26 protein-coding genes are annotated in these 19,157 nt (G+C 71.4%); 20 read left to right on the top strand and 6 right to left on the bottom strand.

Annotated features, from left to right (window positions below; genetic code table 11):
* Nucleotides 1–29: 29 nt before the first annotated feature.
* The 3 genes from ACZ501_RS17570 to ACZ501_RS17560 are packed head-to-tail and all read right to left on the bottom strand — an operon-like array spanning nt 30 to nt 1,616.
* Nucleotides 30–740 carry a GvpL/GvpF family gas vesicle protein gene (locus ACZ501_RS17570; RefSeq protein ID WP_361607917.1) on the bottom strand — a complete coding sequence of 237 codons (711 nt, stop codon included), beginning with the start codon at nt 738–740 and terminating at the stop codon, nt 30–32.
* A gap of 3 nt (nt 741–743) precedes the next feature.
* A complete protein-coding gene (gvpJ, locus tag ACZ501_RS17565) occupies nt 744–1,205 on the bottom strand; it encodes a gas vesicle protein GvpJ (protein WP_361607914.1) in 462 nt (153 codons plus the stop codon).
* A gap of 30 nt (nt 1,206–1,235) precedes the next feature.
* Complete coding sequence (locus tag ACZ501_RS17560; protein WP_361607911.1) at nt 1,236–1,616, bottom strand: gas vesicle protein GvpO; 381 nt, start codon at nt 1,614–1,616, stop codon at nt 1,236–1,238.
* A 235-nt stretch (nt 1,617–1,851) separates the two neighbouring features.
* Between ACZ501_RS17560 and ACZ501_RS17555 the strand changes: the two genes are divergently transcribed.
* The 3 genes from ACZ501_RS17555 (at nt 1,852) to ACZ501_RS17545 (ending at nt 5,605) form a co-directional block, all read left to right on the top strand.
* Entirely contained in the window at nt 1,852–2,841 is a 990-nt protein-coding gene (locus ACZ501_RS17555; RefSeq protein WP_468796332.1) for a histone protein, read from the top strand.
* A gap of 3 nt (nt 2,842–2,844) precedes the next feature.
* Nucleotides 2,845–3,966, top strand: a complete 1,122-nt coding sequence (locus ACZ501_RS17550; RefSeq protein WP_468796330.1) for an SRPBCC family protein — start codon at nt 2,845–2,847, stop codon at nt 3,964–3,966.
* Nucleotides 3,967–4,171: 205 nt separating this feature from the next.
* Nucleotides 4,172–5,605: an amidohydrolase family protein gene (locus ACZ501_RS17545; RefSeq protein WP_468796328.1), complete on the top strand. Its 1,434-nt coding sequence runs from the start codon at nt 4,172–4,174 to the stop codon at nt 5,603–5,605.
* A gap of 190 nt (nt 5,606–5,795) precedes the next feature.
* Here the strand turns inward: ACZ501_RS17545 and ACZ501_RS17540 are convergent, their stop codons facing one another.
* Complete coding sequence (locus ACZ501_RS17540) at nt 5,796–6,521, bottom strand: SDR family NAD(P)-dependent oxidoreductase (protein ID WP_361607941.1); 726 nt, start codon at nt 6,519–6,521, stop codon at nt 5,796–5,798.
* Here ACZ501_RS17540 and ACZ501_RS17535 point away from each other — a divergent pair.
* From ACZ501_RS17535 to ACZ501_RS17480, 12 genes are all read left to right on the top strand, one after another.
* The gene (locus ACZ501_RS17535; protein WP_361607938.1) at nt 6,481–7,011 is read left to right on the top strand and encodes a LysR family transcriptional regulator; all 531 of its coding nucleotides are present in this window, start codon (nt 6,481–6,483) and stop codon (nt 7,009–7,011) included. The genes ACZ501_RS17540 and ACZ501_RS17535 overlap by 41 nt on opposite strands.
* Before the next feature lie 202 nt (nt 7,012–7,213).
* Nucleotides 7,214–7,522: a gas vesicle protein GvpO gene (gene gvpO, locus ACZ501_RS17530; RefSeq protein ID WP_468796326.1), complete on the top strand. Its 309-nt coding sequence runs from the start codon at nt 7,214–7,216 to the stop codon at nt 7,520–7,522.
* Nucleotides 7,523–7,581: 59 nt separating this feature from the next.
* Nucleotides 7,582–8,016: a gas vesicle structural protein GvpA gene (locus ACZ501_RS17525; RefSeq protein WP_361607896.1), complete on the top strand. Its 435-nt coding sequence runs from the start codon at nt 7,582–7,584 to the stop codon at nt 8,014–8,016.
* A complete protein-coding gene (locus tag ACZ501_RS17520; RefSeq protein ID WP_361607893.1) occupies nt 8,013–8,732 on the top strand; it encodes a GvpL/GvpF family gas vesicle protein in 720 nt (239 codons plus the stop codon). Before ACZ501_RS17525 ends, ACZ501_RS17520 begins: the two co-directional genes overlap by 4 nt.
* Nucleotides 8,733–8,734: 2 nt before the next feature.
* Nucleotides 8,735–8,971 carry a gas vesicle protein GvpG gene (locus ACZ501_RS17515; protein ID WP_361607890.1) on the top strand — a complete coding sequence of 79 codons (237 nt, stop codon included), beginning with the start codon at nt 8,735–8,737 and terminating at the stop codon, nt 8,969–8,971.
* Nucleotides 8,968–9,630 (top strand): DNA primase, encoded by a 663-nt coding sequence (locus ACZ501_RS17510; protein ID WP_468796324.1) that lies wholly within the window; start codon nt 8,968–8,970, stop codon nt 9,628–9,630. The genes ACZ501_RS17515 and ACZ501_RS17510 overlap by 4 nt, the downstream gene beginning before the upstream one ends.
* On the top strand, nt 9,623–10,678 hold the full coding sequence (locus tag ACZ501_RS17505; RefSeq protein ID WP_468796322.1) for an SRPBCC family protein: 1,056 nt from the start codon (nt 9,623–9,625) through the stop codon (nt 10,676–10,678). Before ACZ501_RS17510 ends, ACZ501_RS17505 begins: the two co-directional genes overlap by 8 nt.
* Nucleotides 10,675–10,992 (top strand): gas vesicle protein, encoded by a 318-nt coding sequence (locus ACZ501_RS17500; protein WP_361611693.1) that lies wholly within the window; start codon nt 10,675–10,677, stop codon nt 10,990–10,992. The genes ACZ501_RS17505 and ACZ501_RS17500 overlap by 4 nt, the downstream gene beginning before the upstream one ends.
* Nucleotides 10,989–11,810 (top strand): GvpL/GvpF family gas vesicle protein, encoded by an 822-nt coding sequence (locus ACZ501_RS17495; protein WP_468796320.1) that lies wholly within the window; start codon nt 10,989–10,991, stop codon nt 11,808–11,810. The genes ACZ501_RS17500 and ACZ501_RS17495 overlap by 4 nt, the downstream gene beginning before the upstream one ends.
* Nucleotides 11,807–11,989, top strand: a complete 183-nt coding sequence (locus ACZ501_RS17490) for a gas vesicle protein (RefSeq protein ID WP_361611807.1) — start codon at nt 11,807–11,809, stop codon at nt 11,987–11,989. The genes ACZ501_RS17495 and ACZ501_RS17490 overlap by 4 nt, the downstream gene beginning before the upstream one ends.
* Complete coding sequence (locus ACZ501_RS17485; protein WP_362456404.1) at nt 11,986–12,258, top strand: gas vesicle protein K; 273 nt, start codon at nt 11,986–11,988, stop codon at nt 12,256–12,258. The genes ACZ501_RS17490 and ACZ501_RS17485 overlap by 4 nt, the downstream gene beginning before the upstream one ends.
* A gap of 41 nt (nt 12,259–12,299) precedes the next feature.
* A complete protein-coding gene (locus ACZ501_RS17480; RefSeq protein ID WP_361611802.1) occupies nt 12,300–12,686 on the top strand; it encodes a hypothetical protein in 387 nt (128 codons plus the stop codon).
* 91 nt (nt 12,687–12,777) lie between these two features.
* Here ACZ501_RS17480 and ACZ501_RS17475 read toward each other — a convergent pair whose 3' ends face one another.
* The gene (locus ACZ501_RS17475) at nt 12,778–14,082 is read right to left on the bottom strand and encodes an Nramp family divalent metal transporter (protein WP_468796318.1); all 1,305 of its coding nucleotides are present in this window, start codon (nt 14,080–14,082) and stop codon (nt 12,778–12,780) included.
* A 309-nt stretch (nt 14,083–14,391) separates the two neighbouring features.
* On the opposite strand from ACZ501_RS17475, the gene ACZ501_RS17470 reads away from it, so the two are divergent.
* Nucleotides 14,392–15,009, top strand: a complete 618-nt coding sequence (locus ACZ501_RS17470) for a LysE family transporter (protein WP_361611283.1) — start codon at nt 14,392–14,394, stop codon at nt 15,007–15,009.
* Nucleotides 15,010–15,131: 122 nt separating this feature from the next.
* On the top strand, nt 15,132–16,022 hold the full coding sequence (locus ACZ501_RS17465; RefSeq protein ID WP_361611285.1) for a ParB/RepB/Spo0J family partition protein: 891 nt from the start codon (nt 15,132–15,134) through the stop codon (nt 16,020–16,022).
* 75 nt (nt 16,023–16,097) lie between these two features.
* On the opposite strand, the gene ACZ501_RS17460 is transcribed toward ACZ501_RS17465, so the two are convergent.
* Nucleotides 16,098–16,847 carry a type 1 glutamine amidotransferase gene (locus ACZ501_RS17460; protein ID WP_468796316.1) on the bottom strand — a complete coding sequence of 250 codons (750 nt, stop codon included), beginning with the start codon at nt 16,845–16,847 and terminating at the stop codon, nt 16,098–16,100.
* A 102-nt stretch (nt 16,848–16,949) separates the two neighbouring features.
* On the opposite strand from ACZ501_RS17460, the gene fdxA reads away from it, so the two are divergent.
* From fdxA to ACZ501_RS17445, 3 genes are read left to right on the top strand one after another with little or no spacing between them, the layout of a single operon-like run.
* A complete protein-coding gene (gene fdxA, locus ACZ501_RS17455; protein WP_361609957.1) occupies nt 16,950–17,303 on the top strand; it encodes a ferredoxin in 354 nt (117 codons plus the stop codon).
* A 15-nt stretch (nt 17,304–17,318) separates the two neighbouring features.
* A complete protein-coding gene (gene amrS, locus ACZ501_RS17450) occupies nt 17,319–18,752 on the top strand; it encodes an AmmeMemoRadiSam system radical SAM enzyme (protein ID WP_468796314.1) in 1,434 nt (477 codons plus the stop codon).
* Nucleotides 18,753–18,770: 18 nt separating this feature from the next.
* The gene (locus tag ACZ501_RS17445; protein ID WP_361609955.1) at nt 18,771–19,151 is read left to right on the top strand and encodes a cupin domain-containing protein; all 381 of its coding nucleotides are present in this window, start codon (nt 18,771–18,773) and stop codon (nt 19,149–19,151) included.
* Nucleotides 19,152–19,157 lie beyond the last annotated feature (6 nt).

Below are 19,157 nucleotides of genomic sequence, written 5' to 3'. Positions count from 1 at the left end.
GCCGCACGGGGCGGGCCGGCGGCCGGGCCCTACACGAAGCTGTACGGGGGCAGGGGCCCCGTGAAGCGGAAGTCGATGCCGTCGACCTGCCGGGCCAGGCTGGCCTCGGCCTCGACGAAGGTCTCCCGCTGGTCCTCGGCCACCAGGAGGGAGAGGTTCAGGATGTCGCCGTCGGCCGGGGCCCTGACGTTGTGGTCCCGGGCCAGCGGGATGAGGGCCTGGACCAGCCCCGCGGCCAGCGCCTCCTGCCGGTCGCGGACCTCGGCGGCCACGAGCTCCCCGAGCTGGAGCGGCAGGCGGGGGTCGGTGTCGCCCGCCCTGATCCGCTCGTTGAGCAGCCGGGCCTGGGCCGAGTCCTCCAGGATCTCCCGAAGGAGCGCCTCTTCGTCCTGGGACGCCTTGACGTTGTACTCCGCGCAGCCTTCGAGGCGCTCCAGGGCGTTCAGGTACTCCTCGGCCCGCTCCTGGAGCACCTCGACCACGGCGACGTCGTCGGGCGCGGTGTATCCGAACTGGAGGGGGAGGATCGTTCCGTCGGCCATGAGACGGTCCTGGACCTCCTGGTGGGCGGCCAGGTCCCGGCGCCGGGGCCTGATCTCCTCGTCCACGTCGCTGACCACGGCGCGCAGCTGCCCGCCGGTGATGGTGCGCAGGGGCGCGGGGTCGGTCCCGACGCCGGTCAGTCCGTCCAGGCGGCAGGGGTGGTCGGCGGGGACGAGCGAGTACACGTAGAGAGCCATCGCCTATTCCCTCTCGCGGCGTACGGGGCGTCGGGCGGGGGGCCGTCGGCGGCGGGGGGCTTCCTCTTCCTCGGGCTCCTCCTCCGGCTCCTCCTTGTCCGACCTGCCCGTCAGGGACTGCGTCACGGCGTCCACGGCCCCGCTGAGCGCGCCCTTGCTCTTGCCGTGGGCCCCGCTCTCGACCATGTTGCCGACGACGTCCGTCAGCTGCGCGGGGGCCTTGCGGCCGGCTTCCAGGTCGAGCCGGTTGCACGCTTCGGCGAAGCGCAGGTAGGTGTCGACGCTCGCCACGACGATCCGTGCGTCGATCTTCAGGATCTCGATCCCCACCAGGGAGACGCGGACGAACACGTCGATGACGAGGCCGCGGTCGAGGATCAGTTCCAGCACGTCGTAGAGGCTCGTGCCGCCGCCTCCGCCTGCGCCTCTGGCGAGGCTGCTTCCGCCCTGCGGCATCACAGTCATGGCCGCTTCCCTTCAGGGGCGGCCGGCCCGTCAGGCCGGCCTGTCGATCATGCCCCGGCTGTACCGCCGGGTCCGCTCGTAGGAGATCAGCTCGCCTTCCTCGTCGATCGTGACCTTGTAGCTGGCCAGGACGCTGGTGGTGTCGGGGATGCGCTCCAGCTCCAGGACCTCCACCTGCGCTTCCCAGCCCTCCTCGGTGGGACGGAGGGACGAGACCGACTCGGGGACGCGTCCCAGCAACTCGGAGAGCTGTTCCGACGCGAGGCGCATGGCCGCGGCCGCCCCGGTGACGCGGCGGCGTCCGCTCGCCGGGCTGGGCGGAGCCTTGCGGCGGGGCCTCGCGGTCCCGGCTTCCGGCTCACGGCCGTCGTCCGCCGTACGCCGTCGGCGCACCGGCTCTCCTGCGGCCATGGGCCACTCCCCTCGGGGACGGACTCCTGGACTGCCCGGTCACAAACGGACCAAACGCTGCAATCCCTGCTGAACCCAGATTTTCATCGTATACGAGGCATATCTCGCGCCAGGCAGAGCAGCCCCCTAGTAACCGTGTGCGCGGCGCGTCCCGTCACGAAGCGTGCGTCACCGGCGGCCCCCGGACCGGCGAAGGCAGGGGCAACCGCGCGCACCTGGTGAAGGGAAAGAGCTCATGGAGGACACGACCAAGATCGCCCTGGCGGCCGCCGTCGCCGGAGGCTACGTACTGGGCCGGGCGAAAAAGGGTCGTTTGGCCCTCAGTCTGGTGACGTACGCCGCCGGCCGCCGCCTCGGCCTCGACCCGCGAGAGCTCGCGATGCAGGGCGTGAAGAAGCTCAGCGAGATGCCGCAGGTCGCCGAGATCGGCGAGCAGATCAGGGGCGAGGCACTGGACGCCGGCCGCAAGGCGATCGCGGCGACCGCGAACCGCAAGCTGTCTCAGCTCGCCGACTCGCTCCACGACCGTACGCTCGGCGTCGGCCGCGGCGACGAGGAGGCCGACGAGGAGGACGAGGAGCCGGAGGAGGGCTACGAGGAGGACGAGGCAGAGGAAGAGGAAGAGGAGCCGTACGAAGCGGCCGATGAGGAGGACGAGGAGGAAGAGGAAGAGCAGCAGCCGGAGGAGCTGGAGGAAGAGGCCGAGGAAGAGGAACCGGAAGAGGAAGAGGCGGAGGAAGAGGAACCGGAGGAGGAAGAGGAACCGGAGGAGGATGAGACCGAGGAAGAGGCTCCGCCGGCCCGCCGCCGACCCGCCCCCCGCCGCCCCTCCCCCACCCGCGCGGCCAAGACGGCTCCGCGCGGCGCCCCGGCCCGCAAGGCCCCCGCGAAGAAGGCGAGTCCGGCCGGGAAGCAGACCCCGGCCAAGAAGACGGCGCCCGCCAAGAAGGCCGCGCCGGCCAAGAAGACCTCGGCGCGCGAACCCGCGAAGCGGACCCCGGCGAAGAAGGCGGCCGGCGGCAGGGCCGCCGGGACGGCTCCCTCCTCCGCCACCCGCCGGGCCCCGGCCAAGAAGACGGCGGCCCCGTCGGCGGCGAAGAAGACGGCGGCGAAGAAGACGGCGGCCAAGAAGAGCACGGCCGGCCGCGCCGGGTCCAAGCCCGCCGGGAAGAAGGCCGCCGCGACGAAGACAGCGGCCCGCCGCAAGCCGACCGCGCGGAGGTGAACCATGGCCACGACAGAACAGGGCGCCAAGGGCACGCAGTCGGGTTTCGACAGGCTGCTCGAGGAGCTCGGGTCCTACCTCTCCGCCCAGGCCGAACAGCTGGCGGACAAGGCCGTGGACAAGGTCGGCGACCTCACCGGCAACCTCCAGGACGTGGCGGAGAACGGGGGCCCGCTGCTCGGCATCGGGGGGCGGCTGTTGCAGGGCGACTCCCCCGTGAAAGCCGTCCTCGGGCAGACCTTCGGTGACCTCAAGGACAAGGTGACCGAGGCCGGCTCCAACCTGCTCGGAGGCAAGAAAAAGGGCAAGGGCCGCAAGGGCGGCGCCAAGGCGATGAACATCGTCGAGTCCATCGACGTGGGCGTGCCGCTGCGGACCGCCTACGACCACTGGACGCAGTACGAGGACTTCAGCAGCTTCGCCAAGGGCGTGCGCGGCGTCTCACAGAGCGACGACGTCACCTCGGACTGGAAGGTCAAGGTCGGCCCCTCCACGCGCAGCTGGAAGGCCACCGTCCAGGAACAGGTCCCCGACGAGAGGATCGTCTGGACCTCCGAGGGGCCCAAGGGGACGACGCGGGGCTGCGTGAGCTTCCACGAGCTCGCCCCCTCGCTGACCCGGATCCTCCTCGTGGTCGAGTACTACCCCGCGGGGCTCTTCGAGAAGACGGGCAACATCTGGCGCGCGCAGGGCCGGCGCATGCGTCTGGACCTGAAGAACTTCGACCGGTTCGTCACCCTGGCCACCGCGGAACCCGACGGCTGGCGCGGTGAGATCCAGGACGGCGAAGTCGTCCTCACCCACGAAGAGGCGATGGAGCAGGAAGAGGCCGAAGGAGAGGAGTCGGAGGAGCCGGAGGAAGAAGACGCGGAAGCCGGCGGCGAGGAGGAGTACCAGGACGAGGACCTGGACCAGGACCAGGACGAGGAGGAGTACGAGGACGAGGACTACCCCGAGGACGAGGAGCAGGAGGACGGCCGGGAAGAGGACGACTACGAGGACGACTACGAGGACGAGGACCAGGAGGAGGAGCAGGACGAGGACCAGGACGAGGACCAGGAGGAGGAGCAGGAGGAGGAGCAGGAGGAGGAGCCCCGCCGCGCTCGCGCCGGACGCCGGCGCTGAGGGCTCCCCGGGCCGGCCGCCCCGGCCGCCCGGCTCGTCGTCCCGCACGACCGCACGACGTCAGCGGAAAAAGTTTTCCGCTGGCGTCTATCGTCTGGTCGTTCGTTGGGAATGCTGCGTGTGACTTCCCGCCCTCGCTCGACGCTCCGTCCCAGCGTCCCGCCCGGGCGGGCCTTCCGTTCTGAGCCCCGGGAGGTACCACGCCATGCAGCCCGCCCCCACGTCGCCGTCGGCCCCCAGCCGCCGCGATCTCCTCGCCGGCCTCGGCCTGGCCGCCGCCACTCCGCTCCTGCTCGGTGCCACCCCCCGCCCCTCCCGCCCGCCCGTTCCGGGCGGCCCGACCGTGCTGCTCCGCGGAGCGTCCCTCGTCCTGACCATGGACCCCGCCGTCGGCAGCGGTCCCCTCGGCGCCGTCGAGAACGCCGACGTCCTGATGCGCAACGGTGCCATCGCCGCCGTCGGCCCGGCGCTGCCGACGCCGCCGGGCGCCTGGGTGCTGGACGCCGCGGGCAAACTGGTCATGCCGGGCTTCGTCGACACCCACAACCACCTCTGGCAGGCCGTGATCCGCGGCGGGTGCACCGACCGGGACTTATTCGGCTGGTTCCAGGCGTGTACCGACCCCCAGCGCGGCCGCCTGACGCCGGAGGCGCTCCACAGCTTCGTGCGGCTCGCCGCCCTCGACGCCGTCCAGTCGGGCGTGACCACGCTCGTGGACTGGGTGGACATCTTCTCGTACGACCTCATCGAGAGTTACGTACGGGCCCTGGCCGACACCGGGGTGCGGTTCACGTACGCGATGTTCCCGCCTGCGCCCGACGGGGTGCTGCCCGCGAAGGTGAAGAGGGAACTCGTCGACCCCGTGCCGCTCGCCTCCTTCCAGGTCGCCACCCACGCGGCGCGGGCCGTCCAGCACCTCAACCGCGCCCACTGGGAGACGGCCCGGGAACTGGGGGTCATGCTCAACTCCCATGTCCTGGAACGCCCCGAGCAGCGCGCCGACGACCCCATCGGGGTCCTCACGGACATCGGCGCGCTGGGACCGCGGCTGCTGATCAACCACGCGATCCACCTCACGGACGCGGAGATCGCCGCCATCGCCGAGCACGACGTGCGCGCGGCCCACTGCCCGCTCAGCAACATGCGGCTGGCCTCCGGCATCATGCGGCTGTCCGAGCTGGGCCGACGGGGCGTCAAGGTCGGGCTGGGCCTGGACGGGGGCACCAACGACAGCTCCGACTTCCACGCGCTGATGAAGACGGCCATCGGCCTGCAACGCGCCCGCACGACCGAGGCCGGTGTCTTCCCGCAGGTGCCGGACGTCCTGCGGATGGCCACCCTGGGCGGGGCCGAAGTCCTCGGCATCGCCGACCGGGTGGGCTCCCTGACCCCCGGCAAGCGGGCCGACCTGGTGGTCATCGATCCGGCCGCGCTGAACTTCGCACCGCGCTTCGACTGGGTCGGCCAGATCGTCTTCAACGGGCGGCCCGAGAACATCGACGCGGTGTTCGTCGACGGGAGGGCGCTGAAACTCGGCGGCCGACTGGTCGACGTCGACGCGGACCGCGTCGTACGGGAAGCCGAGGCGGCCGCGACCCGCCTGCGCGCGGCCGTCCCGACGACCGTCGTTCGGAGGTGAAGCCGAACGGGGCCGCATCACCGCGGGAGTGACCGGCTCGGCATCCCCGAACCGGGGCGGGATCGCGAACAACAGGGCCCTCCTTGCGGTTCCGCTCCCCGGCTCACGGGGGTGGGAGCCGGTGGCGGCACCGGAGCGTGGCGTGGGCTCGGCGGCATCAGCCTGTTTTCGGGTGATGCCGCCGAGCCCCTCACCAGGGCACTGTGCCGGCGTCGTCGAAGAACTGTCCGGTGGGGCCGTCGTCGGGCAGGGTCGCGAGCGTGATGGCGATCGCCGCGCCCTGTTCGGGGGTGCGCACGCCGCGGAAGCCGTTGAGGTCGGTGGCGACGTAGCCGGGGCAGCCGGCGTTGATCAGGATGTTCGTGCCGCTCAGCTCCCGGACGTACTGGAGGGTGACGGCGTTCAGGAACGTCTTCGACGGCGCGTACGCCGCGGACACCGGACCCGTCGTCTGCTCGACTGCGGGCCCTGACTGCCGGGTGAGGGAGCCGACACTGCTGGACATGTTCACGATCCGGGGTGCTGCGGAGCGGCGCAGCAGCGGCAGCATCGCGTTGGTGACGCGGATGACGCCGATCACGTTGGTGTCCACGACCGTGTGGAGGGTGGCGGGAGCGATGCGGGTGGGCTCCTGTGGCACGTCGCCTGTGATGGCGGCGTTGTTGACGAGCACGTCGAGGCGTCCGGCCTGTTGGTCGATCAGCCGTGCGGCGGCGGTCACGCTCGCGTCGTCGGTCACGTCCAGCGGTACGGCGAACGCGTCGATGCCGGCGGCGCGCAGCTTCTCCACCGCGGCGCTCCGCCGCTGGTCGTCGCGGGCGCCGACACCGACGCTCCAGCCGAGGGCGCCCAGGCCTGCGGCGATCTCGTAACCGATTCCGCTGCACTTCGGGCGTGCCGCGCAGCGGCTCGGGATCGCGCAGCCGCCGTTGTCACGGGCGATCCAGCGGCTCGAACGCCGGCTGGGGGCCGTGCTGTTGGACCGGACCAGTCGCACCGTCACGCTGACCGAGGCCGGCTCGGTGCTGTTGGTCGAGGGCCGGGCCGCCCTCGACGCGGTCGAGGCCGCCGAGCGCCGGACCCGCCGCGCCGCCCGGGCCCATGTGCACCTGGCCGACATCACCGGGCTGCCGGGCCTGCCCCTCCCCCGCTGGCCCGGCCCCGACGGCACCTACCCGCCCGGCCCCGGCCCGCAGGTCCGCGACCACGCGCAGTTGTTGCAGCTCGTCGCGCTCGGCCGTGCCTGCGCGGTCCCACCGGAGTCGTGCCGAGCCCAACTGCACGGTGACCTGGCCGCGGTGCCCGTGCTGGACGCGCCGGCAGTCACCACCGTGATCGCCTGGCCACCGCACAGCCGGTCCAGAGCCGTCGCCGACCTCGTCCGGACCGCGACACGACTCCGGTAGCTCCCACCCGCCCGGCCGGGCTCCACTTCATCCGGACGGCCTGGCGGGCGCCGTTTCCCCGGCGGTGGTGCGCAGCACCGGCCGCCGGGGTTTCGTACGAACCAGGCGGAACAGAAGCGCTCCTGACGCCGGGACGGCCGACCGCGTGCCGGCCGTCCTGTTTGAGGCCGGAACGGACGGACATACGCGCCAGGAGGAAGTCATGGCCAACGCACCTGACGAAGAAGAGAAGAAGGCGGGCGGCAAGCAGCGCGTGAGGGCCTCCTCGGTGATCAGAGCCGCGATGGAGCAGCTCTCGGAGCTGCTGGCGCAGCCGGCCGAGGGGGTCAGCTCCTGCGAGCGCGGCGAGGACGGTGCGTGGCGCCTGTCCGTCGAGGTGCTCGAACTGGAGCGCGTCCCGGACACGATGAGCCTGCTGGCCTCCTACGAGGTCGAGGTCGACGCCGAAGGCGAGCTCATCGGCTACCGGCGCACCCGCCGATACGAGAGGGGTCGTGCGGACCGCCGCTGAGGTGGCGGTCCCCCCATGTCCCGGCCCCAGTCCCCGAAGACGAAAGGGATCCGGAAGTTATGACTGTCGTTCCTGCCCAGCCCGCACCGGCCGCCTCGGGCGGCGGTTCCAGCGGCCTGTACGACGTACTCGAACTGGTTCTGGACCGCGGCCTGGTGATCGACGCCTTCGTGCGCGTCTCCCTGGTCGGCATCGAGATCCTCAAGATCGACGTGCGCGTCGTCGTGGCCAGCGTGGACACCTACCTGCGGTTCGCCGAAGCGTGCAACCGGCTCGACCTGGAAGCCGGACCGCGCAAGAGCCCGGGCCTGCCCGACCTGGTGGGCGAGGTCACCGAGTCCGGGGCCCGCGGAAAGACCAAGGGCGCTCTGAGCGGCGCCGCGCAGACGATATCGGACGCCTTCAGCCAGGCCCGTGACGAGGCGTCCGAGGAGAAGACCGAGAGCCGGCCCCGCAGCCGGCGTACCACCGCCCGCCGGGAGGAGAAGGAATGAGTACGTACGTCTACGGCATCACCCGCGCCGGGCAGAACCTGCCCGGTTCCCTCGAAGGCATCGGGGAGCCACCGCTGCCGGTGCGCACCGTGCGTGCCGGGAAGCTGGTGGCCCTGGTCAGCGACGCGCCCGCGGAACTGAAGGCCAAGCGGCGTGATCTGCTCGCCCATCAGCGGGTGGTGATCCAGGCGGGCGGGGGCGGCCCCGTCCTGCCCCTGCGGTTCGGCGGGGTCTCCCCCGACGACGACACGGTCACCTCCGTGCTCGAAGAGCGCCAGGAGCGCTACCTGGAGCGGCTGGCGGCGCTGGAGGGCAAGGACGAGTTCAACGTCAAGGCCTCGCACGAGGAGGAGGCGGTCCTCTTCGCCGTGGTCAGCGCGGATCCGGAGCTGCGCAGCCTGCACGAGGCCAACCGGGCGGCCGGCGGCGGCACCCACGAGCAGCGGCTGGCGTTCGGGGAGCGGGTGGCCCGGGCCGTCTCCGCCCAGGAGCAGGCGGACGCCGCGCTGGTCGAGCAGACGCTGCGGCCGTACGCGGCCGGCCTGAGGTACGGCCCCGAGGGGACGGGCTGGCTGGCGAACCTGTCCTTCCTGGTGGCGCGGGAGCAGCGGGAGGAGTTCCTGGAGGCGGTGCGCCGTCTCCACCTCCAGCACGAGCACCTCCAGGTGCAGGTGACGGGACCGCTGCCCTCCTACAGCTTCGCGGACGCGGAGTGACCGTGGGACTCCTCAAGGAGGTGCTGCTGCTGCCGGCCGCCCCGATCCGGGGAACCGCCTGGGTCCTGCAGCAGGTGGTCGCCGAAGCCGAGCGGCAGTACTACGACCCGGCCGTGGTCCATCGGGAACTCGCCCGCCTGGTGGCCGCGTTCGAGGCCGGCGAGATGGACGAGTCCGAGTTCGACCGCCGGGAGGACGAGCTCCTGGCACGACTGGAAAGCAGGGCGCAACCGCGATGAACAACCGTATGTCGATCGGCCTGGCCGTGGGTGCGGGGTACCTGCTGGGGCGGACCAAGAAGGCGAAGCTCGCCTTCACCGTGGGAACCCTGGTCATGGGCAAGAAGCTGAAACCCGACGCGGAGGCCCTGGCCTCCTTCGTGGGCAGCCGGCTGAAGGACCACCCGCAGTTCAAGGAGATACGCGAGCAGCTCAGCGAGGACCTGCGGGGAGTCGGGTCGGCCGCGGTGGGCGCGCTGGTGGACCGGCGGCTGGAGGCGGTCGCCGACCGGCTGCACACCCGTACCCGGGACGTGCAGGACCGGCTGGACGGGCTGCTCCCGTCCGGTGGCAGCGGTGACGGCCCCGACGGGGCCGAGGAGGAGGCCGGGGCCCGGCCCGCGAAGGGCCGGGCCCCCCGGCGGCGGGCCCGCGTGGATGACGCGTCCGACGCGGCGGACGACGCGGGCCCGGCGGACGAGGACGCGGAAGGCGGTTCCCGCCCGGCGCGGCGGGCGCCCGCGAAGAAGGCCGCGTCCCGGTCGGCGTCCTCCGCCCGGCGCACGGGCGGCAAGGCGTCGTCGGGCACGTCCGGCGACGCGTCGGGCGGGAGCGGAACCGGCCGGCGCCGGCCGGCCAAGCGGACGGCCAGCCGCGGCGAGGGGAGCGACGATGGCTGACTCGACTCTCGCCAGGCTGAAGGACAGCCCCGCCGCCGACCGGGTCAGGCAGGAGCTGGAGGCGTACGCGCTGGCCCAGGCCGAACGCCTCCTGGTCGGTGCCGGCAGGAGCCTCGGCCGCTCCGCCGCGCACCTGAACGACATCGCCGACGGCACGAGCCCCGGGCTGAAGTCCCTCGCCCTGGACGGCGCCCGCAAGATCGCCCAGGGCAAGGGGCCCGTCCGTGCCGCCGTGGAGGTCGGTGCACGTCGCCTCAAGGACGGGGCCGGCCGGGCCGTGAGCCGTCGGCTGGGGCGCCGGAACGGCAAGGGCGGCGGCAGGCCCACCGTCATCCTCGAATCGGTCGATGTCGGGGTCGACGTCCGGGACGCCTACAACCAGTGGACCCGCTACCGCGACTTCCCGGAGTTCGCGCGGGGGGTCACGAGCGCCTCCTCCACCGGTGACACCACCAGCGACTGGAACGCCCGGATCTTCTGGTCCAGCCGCTCGTGGACCGCGCACATCACCGAGCAGATCCCCGACGAGCGCATCGCGTGGAGCTCCGAGGGGGCCAAGGGCACGACGCGCGGGGTGGTCACCTTCCACGCCCTCGCGGACGGCCTGACCCGGGTACTGCTCGCCGTCGAGTACCACCCCCGGGGCCTGATGGAGAAGGCCGGCAACCTGTGGCGGGCCCAGGGCCGCCGGGTCCGTCTGGACCTGAAGAACTACGCCCACTTCCTCACCCTCGAGGGAGAGCAGCCCGACGGCTGGCGGGGCCGGATCGAGGACGGCGAGGTCGTCGCCCGCGACGAGGACGCGGCCGCCGACGAGGCGTACGACGCCGCCGACGAGGCGGCGTACGAGGACGAGGCGTACGAGGACGAAGCACCGTACGAGGACGAGGCGTTCGAGGACGAAGCGGACGCGCAGGACGAGGAGGAGGACTACGCGGACGAGGTCGAGGACGAGGAGGAGGATCCCTACGACGAGGAGGACGACCCCGAAGGGGCCGGTCCCGAGGAGGTCCCGGCGGGCCGCCGCGAGGGGCGCCGCCGGTCATGACGATGCCCTCCGGCCTGCCGCGTCCCTACGACGACGGCTCCAGCGCCAACCTCGCCGACATCCTCGAACGGGTCCTCGACAAGGGCGTCGTCATCGCCGGCGACATCCGCATCAACCTGCTCGACATCGAGCTGCTCACCATCAAGCTGCGCCTGGTGGTGGCATCGGTGGACCGCGCCAAGGAGATGGGCATCGACTGGTGGGAGCAGGACCCGGCGCTCTCCTCCAAGGCCCGCCACCGCGAACTCGGCCGGGAGAACGAGGAGCTGCGGCGGCGCGTCGCGGAGCTCGAGGAACGTCAGGAGCGGGGATGAGCGAGCGGGACCTGTTCTACGTGTACACCGTCGTGGCCTCCGGGGCCCCCGCCCCGGACACCGAGGGCGTCCGGGGCCTGGCGGGCTCGGGCATCACGGTGGTGGACGACGGTGTGCTGGCCGCCGTCGCGGAGCCGGTCGATCCGGCGGAGTACGACGAGGCCGCCCTGCCGCGGCTGCTGGAGGACCTGGACCGGCTCACCCTCCTCGCCCGGACCCACCACCGGGTGGTGGCCGCGGTCGGGGGCTCCCGCACCACGGTGCCGCTGAGGCTGGCGACCGTGTGCCGGGGCGAGGAGGGCGTCCTCCGGCTGCTGGCCGAGGGGCGGGAGCGGCTCTCCGAGGCGTTGGACCGGGTGGCGGGTGCGGAGGAGTGGGGGGTGAAGCTGTACGCGGCGGACTCCGCGCCGGCCGCGGCGGCGGGCCCCTCCCCCGCCCGCCCGGCGGCCGGTCCCGGCGGTGACGCGGGGGCGGCCTCGGGGCGGGACTACCTGCGCCGCCGCCTCGGCGACCGCCGCCGGCGCGAGGAGCGGGCCGGGCTGGCCGCCCGGACCGCCGAGGAGCTCCACCGCCGGCTGGCCGAGCGGGCTTCCGGAGCGGTCCTGCACGCCCCGCAGCAGGCGCAGTTGTCCGGGATCGCGGACGCCAACGTCCTGAACGCCGCCTACCTCGTCCCCCGCGAGGCGCGCCGGGCCTTCCTCGACGCCCTCCCGGGGCCGGACGGGCTGCCGCCCGGCCTGCGCAGCGAGGTCACCGGCCCGTGGGTCCCGTACTCCTTCGCCCAGGCCGCCGCGGACCCGCAGGAGCAGCGGCGATGACCGGTGAAGAGGTCGCACTCGTGGACCTCCTGGACCGGCTGCTGGCCGGTGGGGTGGTGCTGGCCGGGGACATCACGCTGAGCATCGCCGACATCGACCTGGTCCGCATCGACCTGAAAGCCCTCATCAGCTCGGTCAACGACGCCGTGCCCTCCCCCTGGAAGCAGGTGAACGCGTGACCACCCCGCGACGCGTCGAGCTCGACCCCGATACCGTCGAACGGGACCTGGCCCGTCTGGTGCTGACCGTCGTCGAACTGCTGCGACAGCTCATGGAGCGCCAGGCCCTGCGCCGTGTCGAGGTCGGGGACCTGACCGAGGACCAGGAAGAACGGCTCGGCCTGACCCTCATGCTCCTGGAGGACCGCATGGAGCTGCTGCGGACCCGTTTCGGCCTGGAGCCGCAGGACCTCAACATCGACCTCGGCCCCCTCGGCAAACTCCTGTAGGAAACGCGAATACCGGGCCCGGATCCGGCAACACGCGCTACATGACTGCATCAGAGAAGCCCGACAACGCCAAGACGAACGGCAGCGGTTCCCGGTCCTCCTCCAACGGGACGACCACGCGCGGGCGGGCCACCAGGGCCGCCCGGTCGGCGGCCGGTTCCGCGGCGGACGCCAGGGAATCGGTGACCGGCAGCCTCACGGCCCTGCCCGCACCTCTGGCCGAGAAGACGCAGGCGGCCGCGGCCGCCGTACGGGGCAGCCTCGGCAATCTCGGACGGGTGTGGACGGTGGTCAGGGCCCGCAAGGCCATCACCGCCCTCACGGCCGGAGGCACCGCGGCGGTCCTCAGTGGTACGTACGCCATCGGCCGCCGGGCGGGCCTGCGCCGACGCGGTCCGCTCTCCCGCCTGACGGGCGGCCGCCTCTGAGACCGGTCACGGTCCCCGCATCGGAGGGGGCCCCGGGGACACGTCCCCGGGGCCCCCTCCGGCGTGTCTGCCGGGAGCAGCCGCACGCGCGTCAGGAGGTGAGCACGGTGACCGCGAGCACCACGTTGAGGCTGACGACGACCGCTGCCAGGCAGCCGGCGGCGACCGTGGTGGCGCGGGTGTTCACCAACGGCCCCATCAGCTCCTTGTCGCGGGTGAACCCGACCAGGGGGATGAGGACGAAGGGGATGCCGAAGGACAGCGTGAGCTGCGACCAGATCAGGGCCTGCGTGGGGTCGATCCCCAGGAGCAGGACGACGAGCGCCGGTGACACCGTGACCAGCCGGCGCAGCACGAGCGGTACGGAGCGCCGGAGGAACCCGGCCATGATGACCTGGCCGGCGTAGGTTCCGACGGCGGACGAAGCCAGGCCCGACGCGAGCAGTGCGGCGGCGAAGGCCACCGCGGCCCCGCCGCCGAGCAGGGCGCCGAGACCGGCGTGGATGCCCTCCAGGGTGTCGGCTCCGGCCGGCCCCCCGTGGAAGAGCCGGGCGGCGAGGACCAGCATCGCCATGTTGGCCACGCCGGCGAAGGCGAGTGCGACGACCACGTCGAGGCGTACCTGCCAGAGGAGCCGCCGCTGGTCCTCGTGGACCATGGGAAGGCTGCCGGTCGCCGTGCCGGCGGCGGTGTCGGTCCTGTGCCGGCGCGCCAGATCGGAATGCAGGTACACGACGTGCGGCATGACCGTGGCTCCGACGATGCCGCCGGCGATCAGCAGCGCCTCGGAGCCGGGCATGGTCGGCAGCAGCCCGGAGGCGGCGTCGCCGAGCGGGACGCCGGCCACCAGGAGGTTCCATCCGAAGCCCATGAGGATGCACGCGAGGCAGCCGGCGACGACCGCCTCGAACTTCCGCCTGCCACGGGCGTCCACGGCGAGGATGACGAAGGACAGGGCGGTGACCAGTACGCCGCCCACCGCGAGCGGCAGGTCGAACAGCAGCGACAGGGCGACGGCTCCGCCGATCACCTCGGCCAGGTCGGTGGCCATCGCGACCAGTTCGGCCTGGACCCACATGCCCCACACCACGGGGCGGGGGTAGCGCTCCCGGCAGGCCTGCGCGAGGTTGCGCCCGGTCGCCAGCCCCAGTTTGGCCGAGAGGAACTGGACGAGCATCCCCACCGTGTTGGCGGCGACGACGACCCAGAGCAGCCGGTAGCCGAAATCGGATCCGGCCGCGAAGTTGGTGGCGAAGTTGCCCGGGTCGACGTAGGCGATGGCCGCGGCGAACGCCGGACCGATCATGACGAGTCCCTGGGCCCGCCTGCGGAGTCCACGGCGCGGCCCGAGCAGCTGCCCGCCGTCGGGCAACCCGTCGACCGTAGGGGAGTTCATCGCATGTTCTCCATTCTGAGCGGCTGGGCGTAGGTTGTGCTCGAAGGAGCCGAGCCGCCGAAGGAGACGACCTGCGGTGTAGTCACGAGTGAGGGCGCCGGGGCGGCGCGGCGCGGGGCCCGCTTCCCGCCGCCCGCCGGGAGGGGTGGCCCGGGGGGAGCTCGGGGCCGCCGGCCGGTGGGGTGCAACCGCCGAGACCCAGGTCACGAACACGCCTGACGGGGGCTTGACTCGTTCTCGAGTCAACAGTTGTATAACGCCAGCAATCCGGTTATGCCGAAACCGGTTGCAGGCATATCGGGGGAAGAAATGAACGACATACTGATTGCCGGCGTGCTCGCCGGTTATGGCATCGCCATGCCCGTGGGCGCAATTACCGTCATGATCGTCACACTTTCTGCACAGACATCCTTACGCACCGGTCTCGCCGGTGCAATGGGAACGGCTACTGCCGACGGCCTTTACGCACTGATCGCAGCGTCAACGGGCGCCGCACTGGCCGGCCTCCTGCGACCCGTCGCCGAGCCCATGAAATGGGCCGCGGCCATCGTGCTGCTCGCCCTGGCGGTGAAGGGGCTGACGACCGCCGTCCGCAGCTCGTTGGACCCGGACTCCGTGCGGCGCATCGAGGCGACCGGTCCGGTGAAGGTGTACCTGCAATTTCTGGGACTGACTATCCTCAACCCGTTGACCATCATCTACTTCTCCGCGCTGGTGCTGGCGCTGCGCAATGACGACTGGCCCCGTATGGGCGGCCTCGTCTTCGTCGTTGCCGCATTCGTCGCGTCCGCCAGCTGGCAGGCGCTCCTCGCCGTCGGCGGAGCGCTCGTCGGTCGCGTACTGACGAGCAACAAGGGCCGGCTTGCCACGGCGGTGATCGGCAATGGGGTCATCATTTTCCTGGCTGGTCGACTCCTTCTGAGTTGACGCGCGTCCTTCCTGGCTCACCAGTCCAGTTCAGCCCTGGAGGTATGTCTGTGAAAGAAAGCGAGCACTGTCCGGACATCACACCGACCCCTTCCCAACCGGCGGACGGGCAACAGCCGCCGGTGATCGAGATCCCGATCGGCACCGTCCTCCCCGCCGACTCGCCGCGGAGCGCGGGCAGCAGCAGTACGCACGCCCAGCTCCTGGCGGAGACGGGCGCGGAGCTGCCCCCCATCCTCGTGCACCGGCAGACCATGCGGGTGATAGACGGGATGCACCGGCTCGAAGCGGCGAAGATCCGTGCCGACCGGACCATCCGGGCGCGGTTCTTCGACGGCGACACCGAGGAGGCGTTCGTCCTCGCGGTCGAGACCAACGTGCGGCACGGCCTTCCCCTCTCCCTGGCCGACCGGAAGGCCGCCGCCCTGCGCATCGTGCAGGCCCATCCGCACTGGTCCGACCGGGCGGTGGCGGCGAAGGCCGGGCTGACGCACAAGACGGTCGGGGCCCTGCGTCGCCAGTCAACTGGGGAAATTCCCCAGTCGACCGCGCGCATCGGGCTGGACGGCAGAACCCGCCCCGTCCGCACCGCCCGTGCGGCCGGGTCCGGTGCCGACGGCCGCGACGGACCGCGCGGCGCCGAGGACTTACCCGAGGCCCGGGACGGGCAGAGCACCCCGCCGTGCCGCTTCCTCAACATCACCCAGCGGACGTCGGCTGCGGAGGGACGGGCGGCCGCACGCCAGTCCGTACCCGTGATGGACCGGAGCCTCGACTGGAAGGCCAGCCTCCAGCGGCTGCGCTCCGACCCGTCGCTGCGCTACACCGAGGCCGGCCGTACGCTGCTGCGCCTCCTGGAGGTCCACGTCGTGACCGCGGCGCACTGGCAGATCATCGCCGAACAAGTGCCGGCGCACTGCCTGGAGGTCCTCACGGACTTCGCCCTCAACTGCGCCGAGGACCTCCAGCGCCTGTCCATCCGCCTCGAACAGCGCAGGAAGGAGAGCCTCTGACCCGCACCCGCACCCGCACCCGCACTGGCCGGCGTACGCGCCGGCCGGCCGGCGGCGGTCGCGGCTCCGCGCGCGTCAGACGCCGCCGCGGGCCGCCACGAGGTCCATCCACCCGCCCCACACCCGGCGGGCACACCGCTGCACGCGCAGCGCACCGGCCGCCAGCCCCGCGGTGACCGCCTCGGGCGCGTCCGGGCCGCACCGTTCGGCCAGCTCCTCCCTGCACTGGGGTACGGCCAGCCACTCCCCCAGCAGCGCCTCGTCGACCTCCAGGTGGAATTGGATCCCGTAGGCGCTCTCCCCCACCCGCATCGCCTCGTTGGGACACCCCGGGGAGCCGGCGAGCCGTACGGCACCGGGCGGCAGGCCGAAGTTCTCGCCGTGCCACTGGAAGACGGGAACGCTCCGGGGCAGTCCGCCGAAGAGCGGGTCCGTGAAGGAGCCGGGCGCCATGTCCACCGGGTGGAGGCCGTAGTGTGCGCGGGCCGGCTCGACCCGGGCCCCGAGGCTCGCGGCCAGCAGCTGGGCACCGAGGCACACGCCGAAGAAGGGCACACCGGCGCCGACGGCCCGGCGAATGTATTCCTTCTCCGGCGCTATCCAGGGCACATCGTCGTTGACGCTCATGGGGCCGCCCATGGCGAGAATTCCGTCCACCGACCTCAGGGCCGGCGGCTGCTCCCCTTTGTCGACCCTGACGGGGATAACGGCTGCCCCGCTTTCGTCGAGGAGCCGGCCGAAGGTGCCCGGTCCCTCCCAGCCCGCATGCTGAAGCACTACGATGCGCAGAGGGCCATCGCTTTTCGTGCGCCCGCTCCCGTTCATGTCACTCCCCTGTCGTAGCGATATCGCCGAAGCGATCTGGTCGATTTCCGAGTTTCACTCTATCGTCCAGCTCTGCCCGCTCTCACGAATAGGGTATTCCGCATGACCTATGTGATCGCAGAACCCTGCGTCGACATCAAGGACAAAGCATGCCTGGACGTATGCCCGGTTGACTGTATATACGAGGGAAATCGTTCCCTGTACATACAGCCGGACGAATGCATCGACTGCCACGCCTGCGAACCGGCCTGTCCGGTGGAGGCCATATTCCCCGCCGATGAACTGCCCGACGAGTGGGCGCACTACACCGAGGTCAACCGCGCCTTCTTCGTGGAGACCACCGACATCGGCAGCCCGGGCGGAGCTGCCGGCGTCCCCGCCCGGCAGGTGGACCATCCCGTCGTCTCCGCGCTGCCGACCGCGTCGCGGGACGCCGTCACCAACCAGTCAAAGTAGTCCAGGGAGAAGCAGATGGCAGACAAGAAGTGGCAGGAAATCGGTTACCCCGCGCGGCTTGAGGAGCGCCTCCCCGACGACGTCGTCCGATGTCATCTGAGCCCGCGGAACTGCAAGATCAGGCCCGGTCAGCACGGATTCTGCATGGTCCGGGCGAACCGCGACGGACGGCTGGTCAGCCTGAACTACGGGCGTTCGGTCCACGCCACCGAGGAGACCATCGAGACCGAGGCCGTATTCCATTACGAGCCCGGTGCCCGCATCCTCTCGATGGGCAACATCGGGTGCATGCTGAATTGCGACTACTGCCACAACTGGAAGACGTCGCAGGCCAAGTACGTCGAGGACAAGGACGTCTTCTACTACTCGCCGCAAGAGGTCATCGACATCGCGAAGCGCCACGACATCAAGGTGATCTCGTGGACGTACAACGACCCGGTGGTGTGGCACGAGTTCGTCGTGGAGACGGCGGCCCTTGCCAAGGAAGCGGGGATCGTCAACCTCTACAAGTCGGCCTTCTTCATCTCCCCGGAGGCCATCGAGGAACTGATCCCGGTCATCGACATCTTCTCCGTCTCCATCAAGTCGATCGACCCGAAGTACTACCGCAAGATCACCAAGGGCTGGCTGGAGCCCGTGCTCGACGGTACGGAGCAGGTCTACCGGGCCGGCAAGCACGTCGAGGTGTCGACGCTGATGGTGACCGACCTCAGCGACGACGAGAAGACCGCCTACGACGTGGGCAAGTTCGTACTCGACCGGCTCGGTCCCGAAGTGCCCACCCACTACGTGCGCTTCCACCCGGACTACAAGATGACCGATTCCATCCGCACTCCCGTCGAACGGCTCGAAGCCGCCCGCCGGGTGGGGCTGGACATGGGGCTGCGCCACGTCTACCTGGGCAACGTGTACGACACCGAGTCGACCAACACGCGCTGCCACAACTGCCAGGAGCTGCAGATCACCCGCTACGGGCTCAACGCCCGCCTCCTCGGAGTGAACGAGGAGGGAGCCTGCACGAACTGCGGCGCCGACGCCAACATCCGGCGCATCCCCGGGGGCTCCACCTTCCCACCGACCGTGAACAAACTGCCTCCCGGCGGCGACTTCGACGTCGCGGACTTCGACTGGTACGGCGACGTGCGGGCGCTGCACGTCCAGGTGCGCAACGACAGCGCGGAGACCAAGCAGGTCTACTACCGGCGCAACCGTTCCAGCACCTCCGGCACCCCCTGGTCGGTGCTCCGGCTCCAGCCGCAGGAGAGCTACCGGTTCATCGCCGCCAAGTCCGAGCTCGACGAGCTCGGCGTGGCCGTCGCCGTGCCGCAGGGCTGCACCTCCTCCCTGCACCAGGTCTTCGACCGTGCGCACTTCCCCACCACGGAGGCGGACAACGGCTCGCTGAACGCGGACATCACCCCCCTGCCGCTGTTCGACTCGCGGCGCTGACAAGGAGACGGACCACACATGACCACGAGCAACGGCTCCTCCGAGAGCCCCGACATCGTCATCGTGAAGGGCGCCGACGTCACCGGACGGGAGGCGTTCGACAACCTCACCCGACGCGTCCTCGCCCACAACGACACGCTGATGCTGGTCGAGCACGTGATGGAGAAGGGTTCCGTCTTCCCGCTGCACAGCCACCCCCACGAGCAGCTCGCCTACCTCGTCTCGGGCCACATCCGCGTGCGCGCCGGTGACGAGGACTTCGAGGCCGTCGCCGGCGACAGCTTCGTGGTGAGGGGCGGGATCGAGCACCAGGTGCACGCCATCGAGAAGTCGGTGGCCCTGGACGTCTTCACCCCCTACCGCGCGGACTACGCGCAGTGGGAGGACGAGCACTCCTGATCCCGG

This window comes from Streptomyces sp. NPDC034085, from assembly GCF_055575555.1.
Note: the sequence above shows the minus strand (reverse complement) of the source record. Positions and strands in the feature narration are given on the sequence as shown.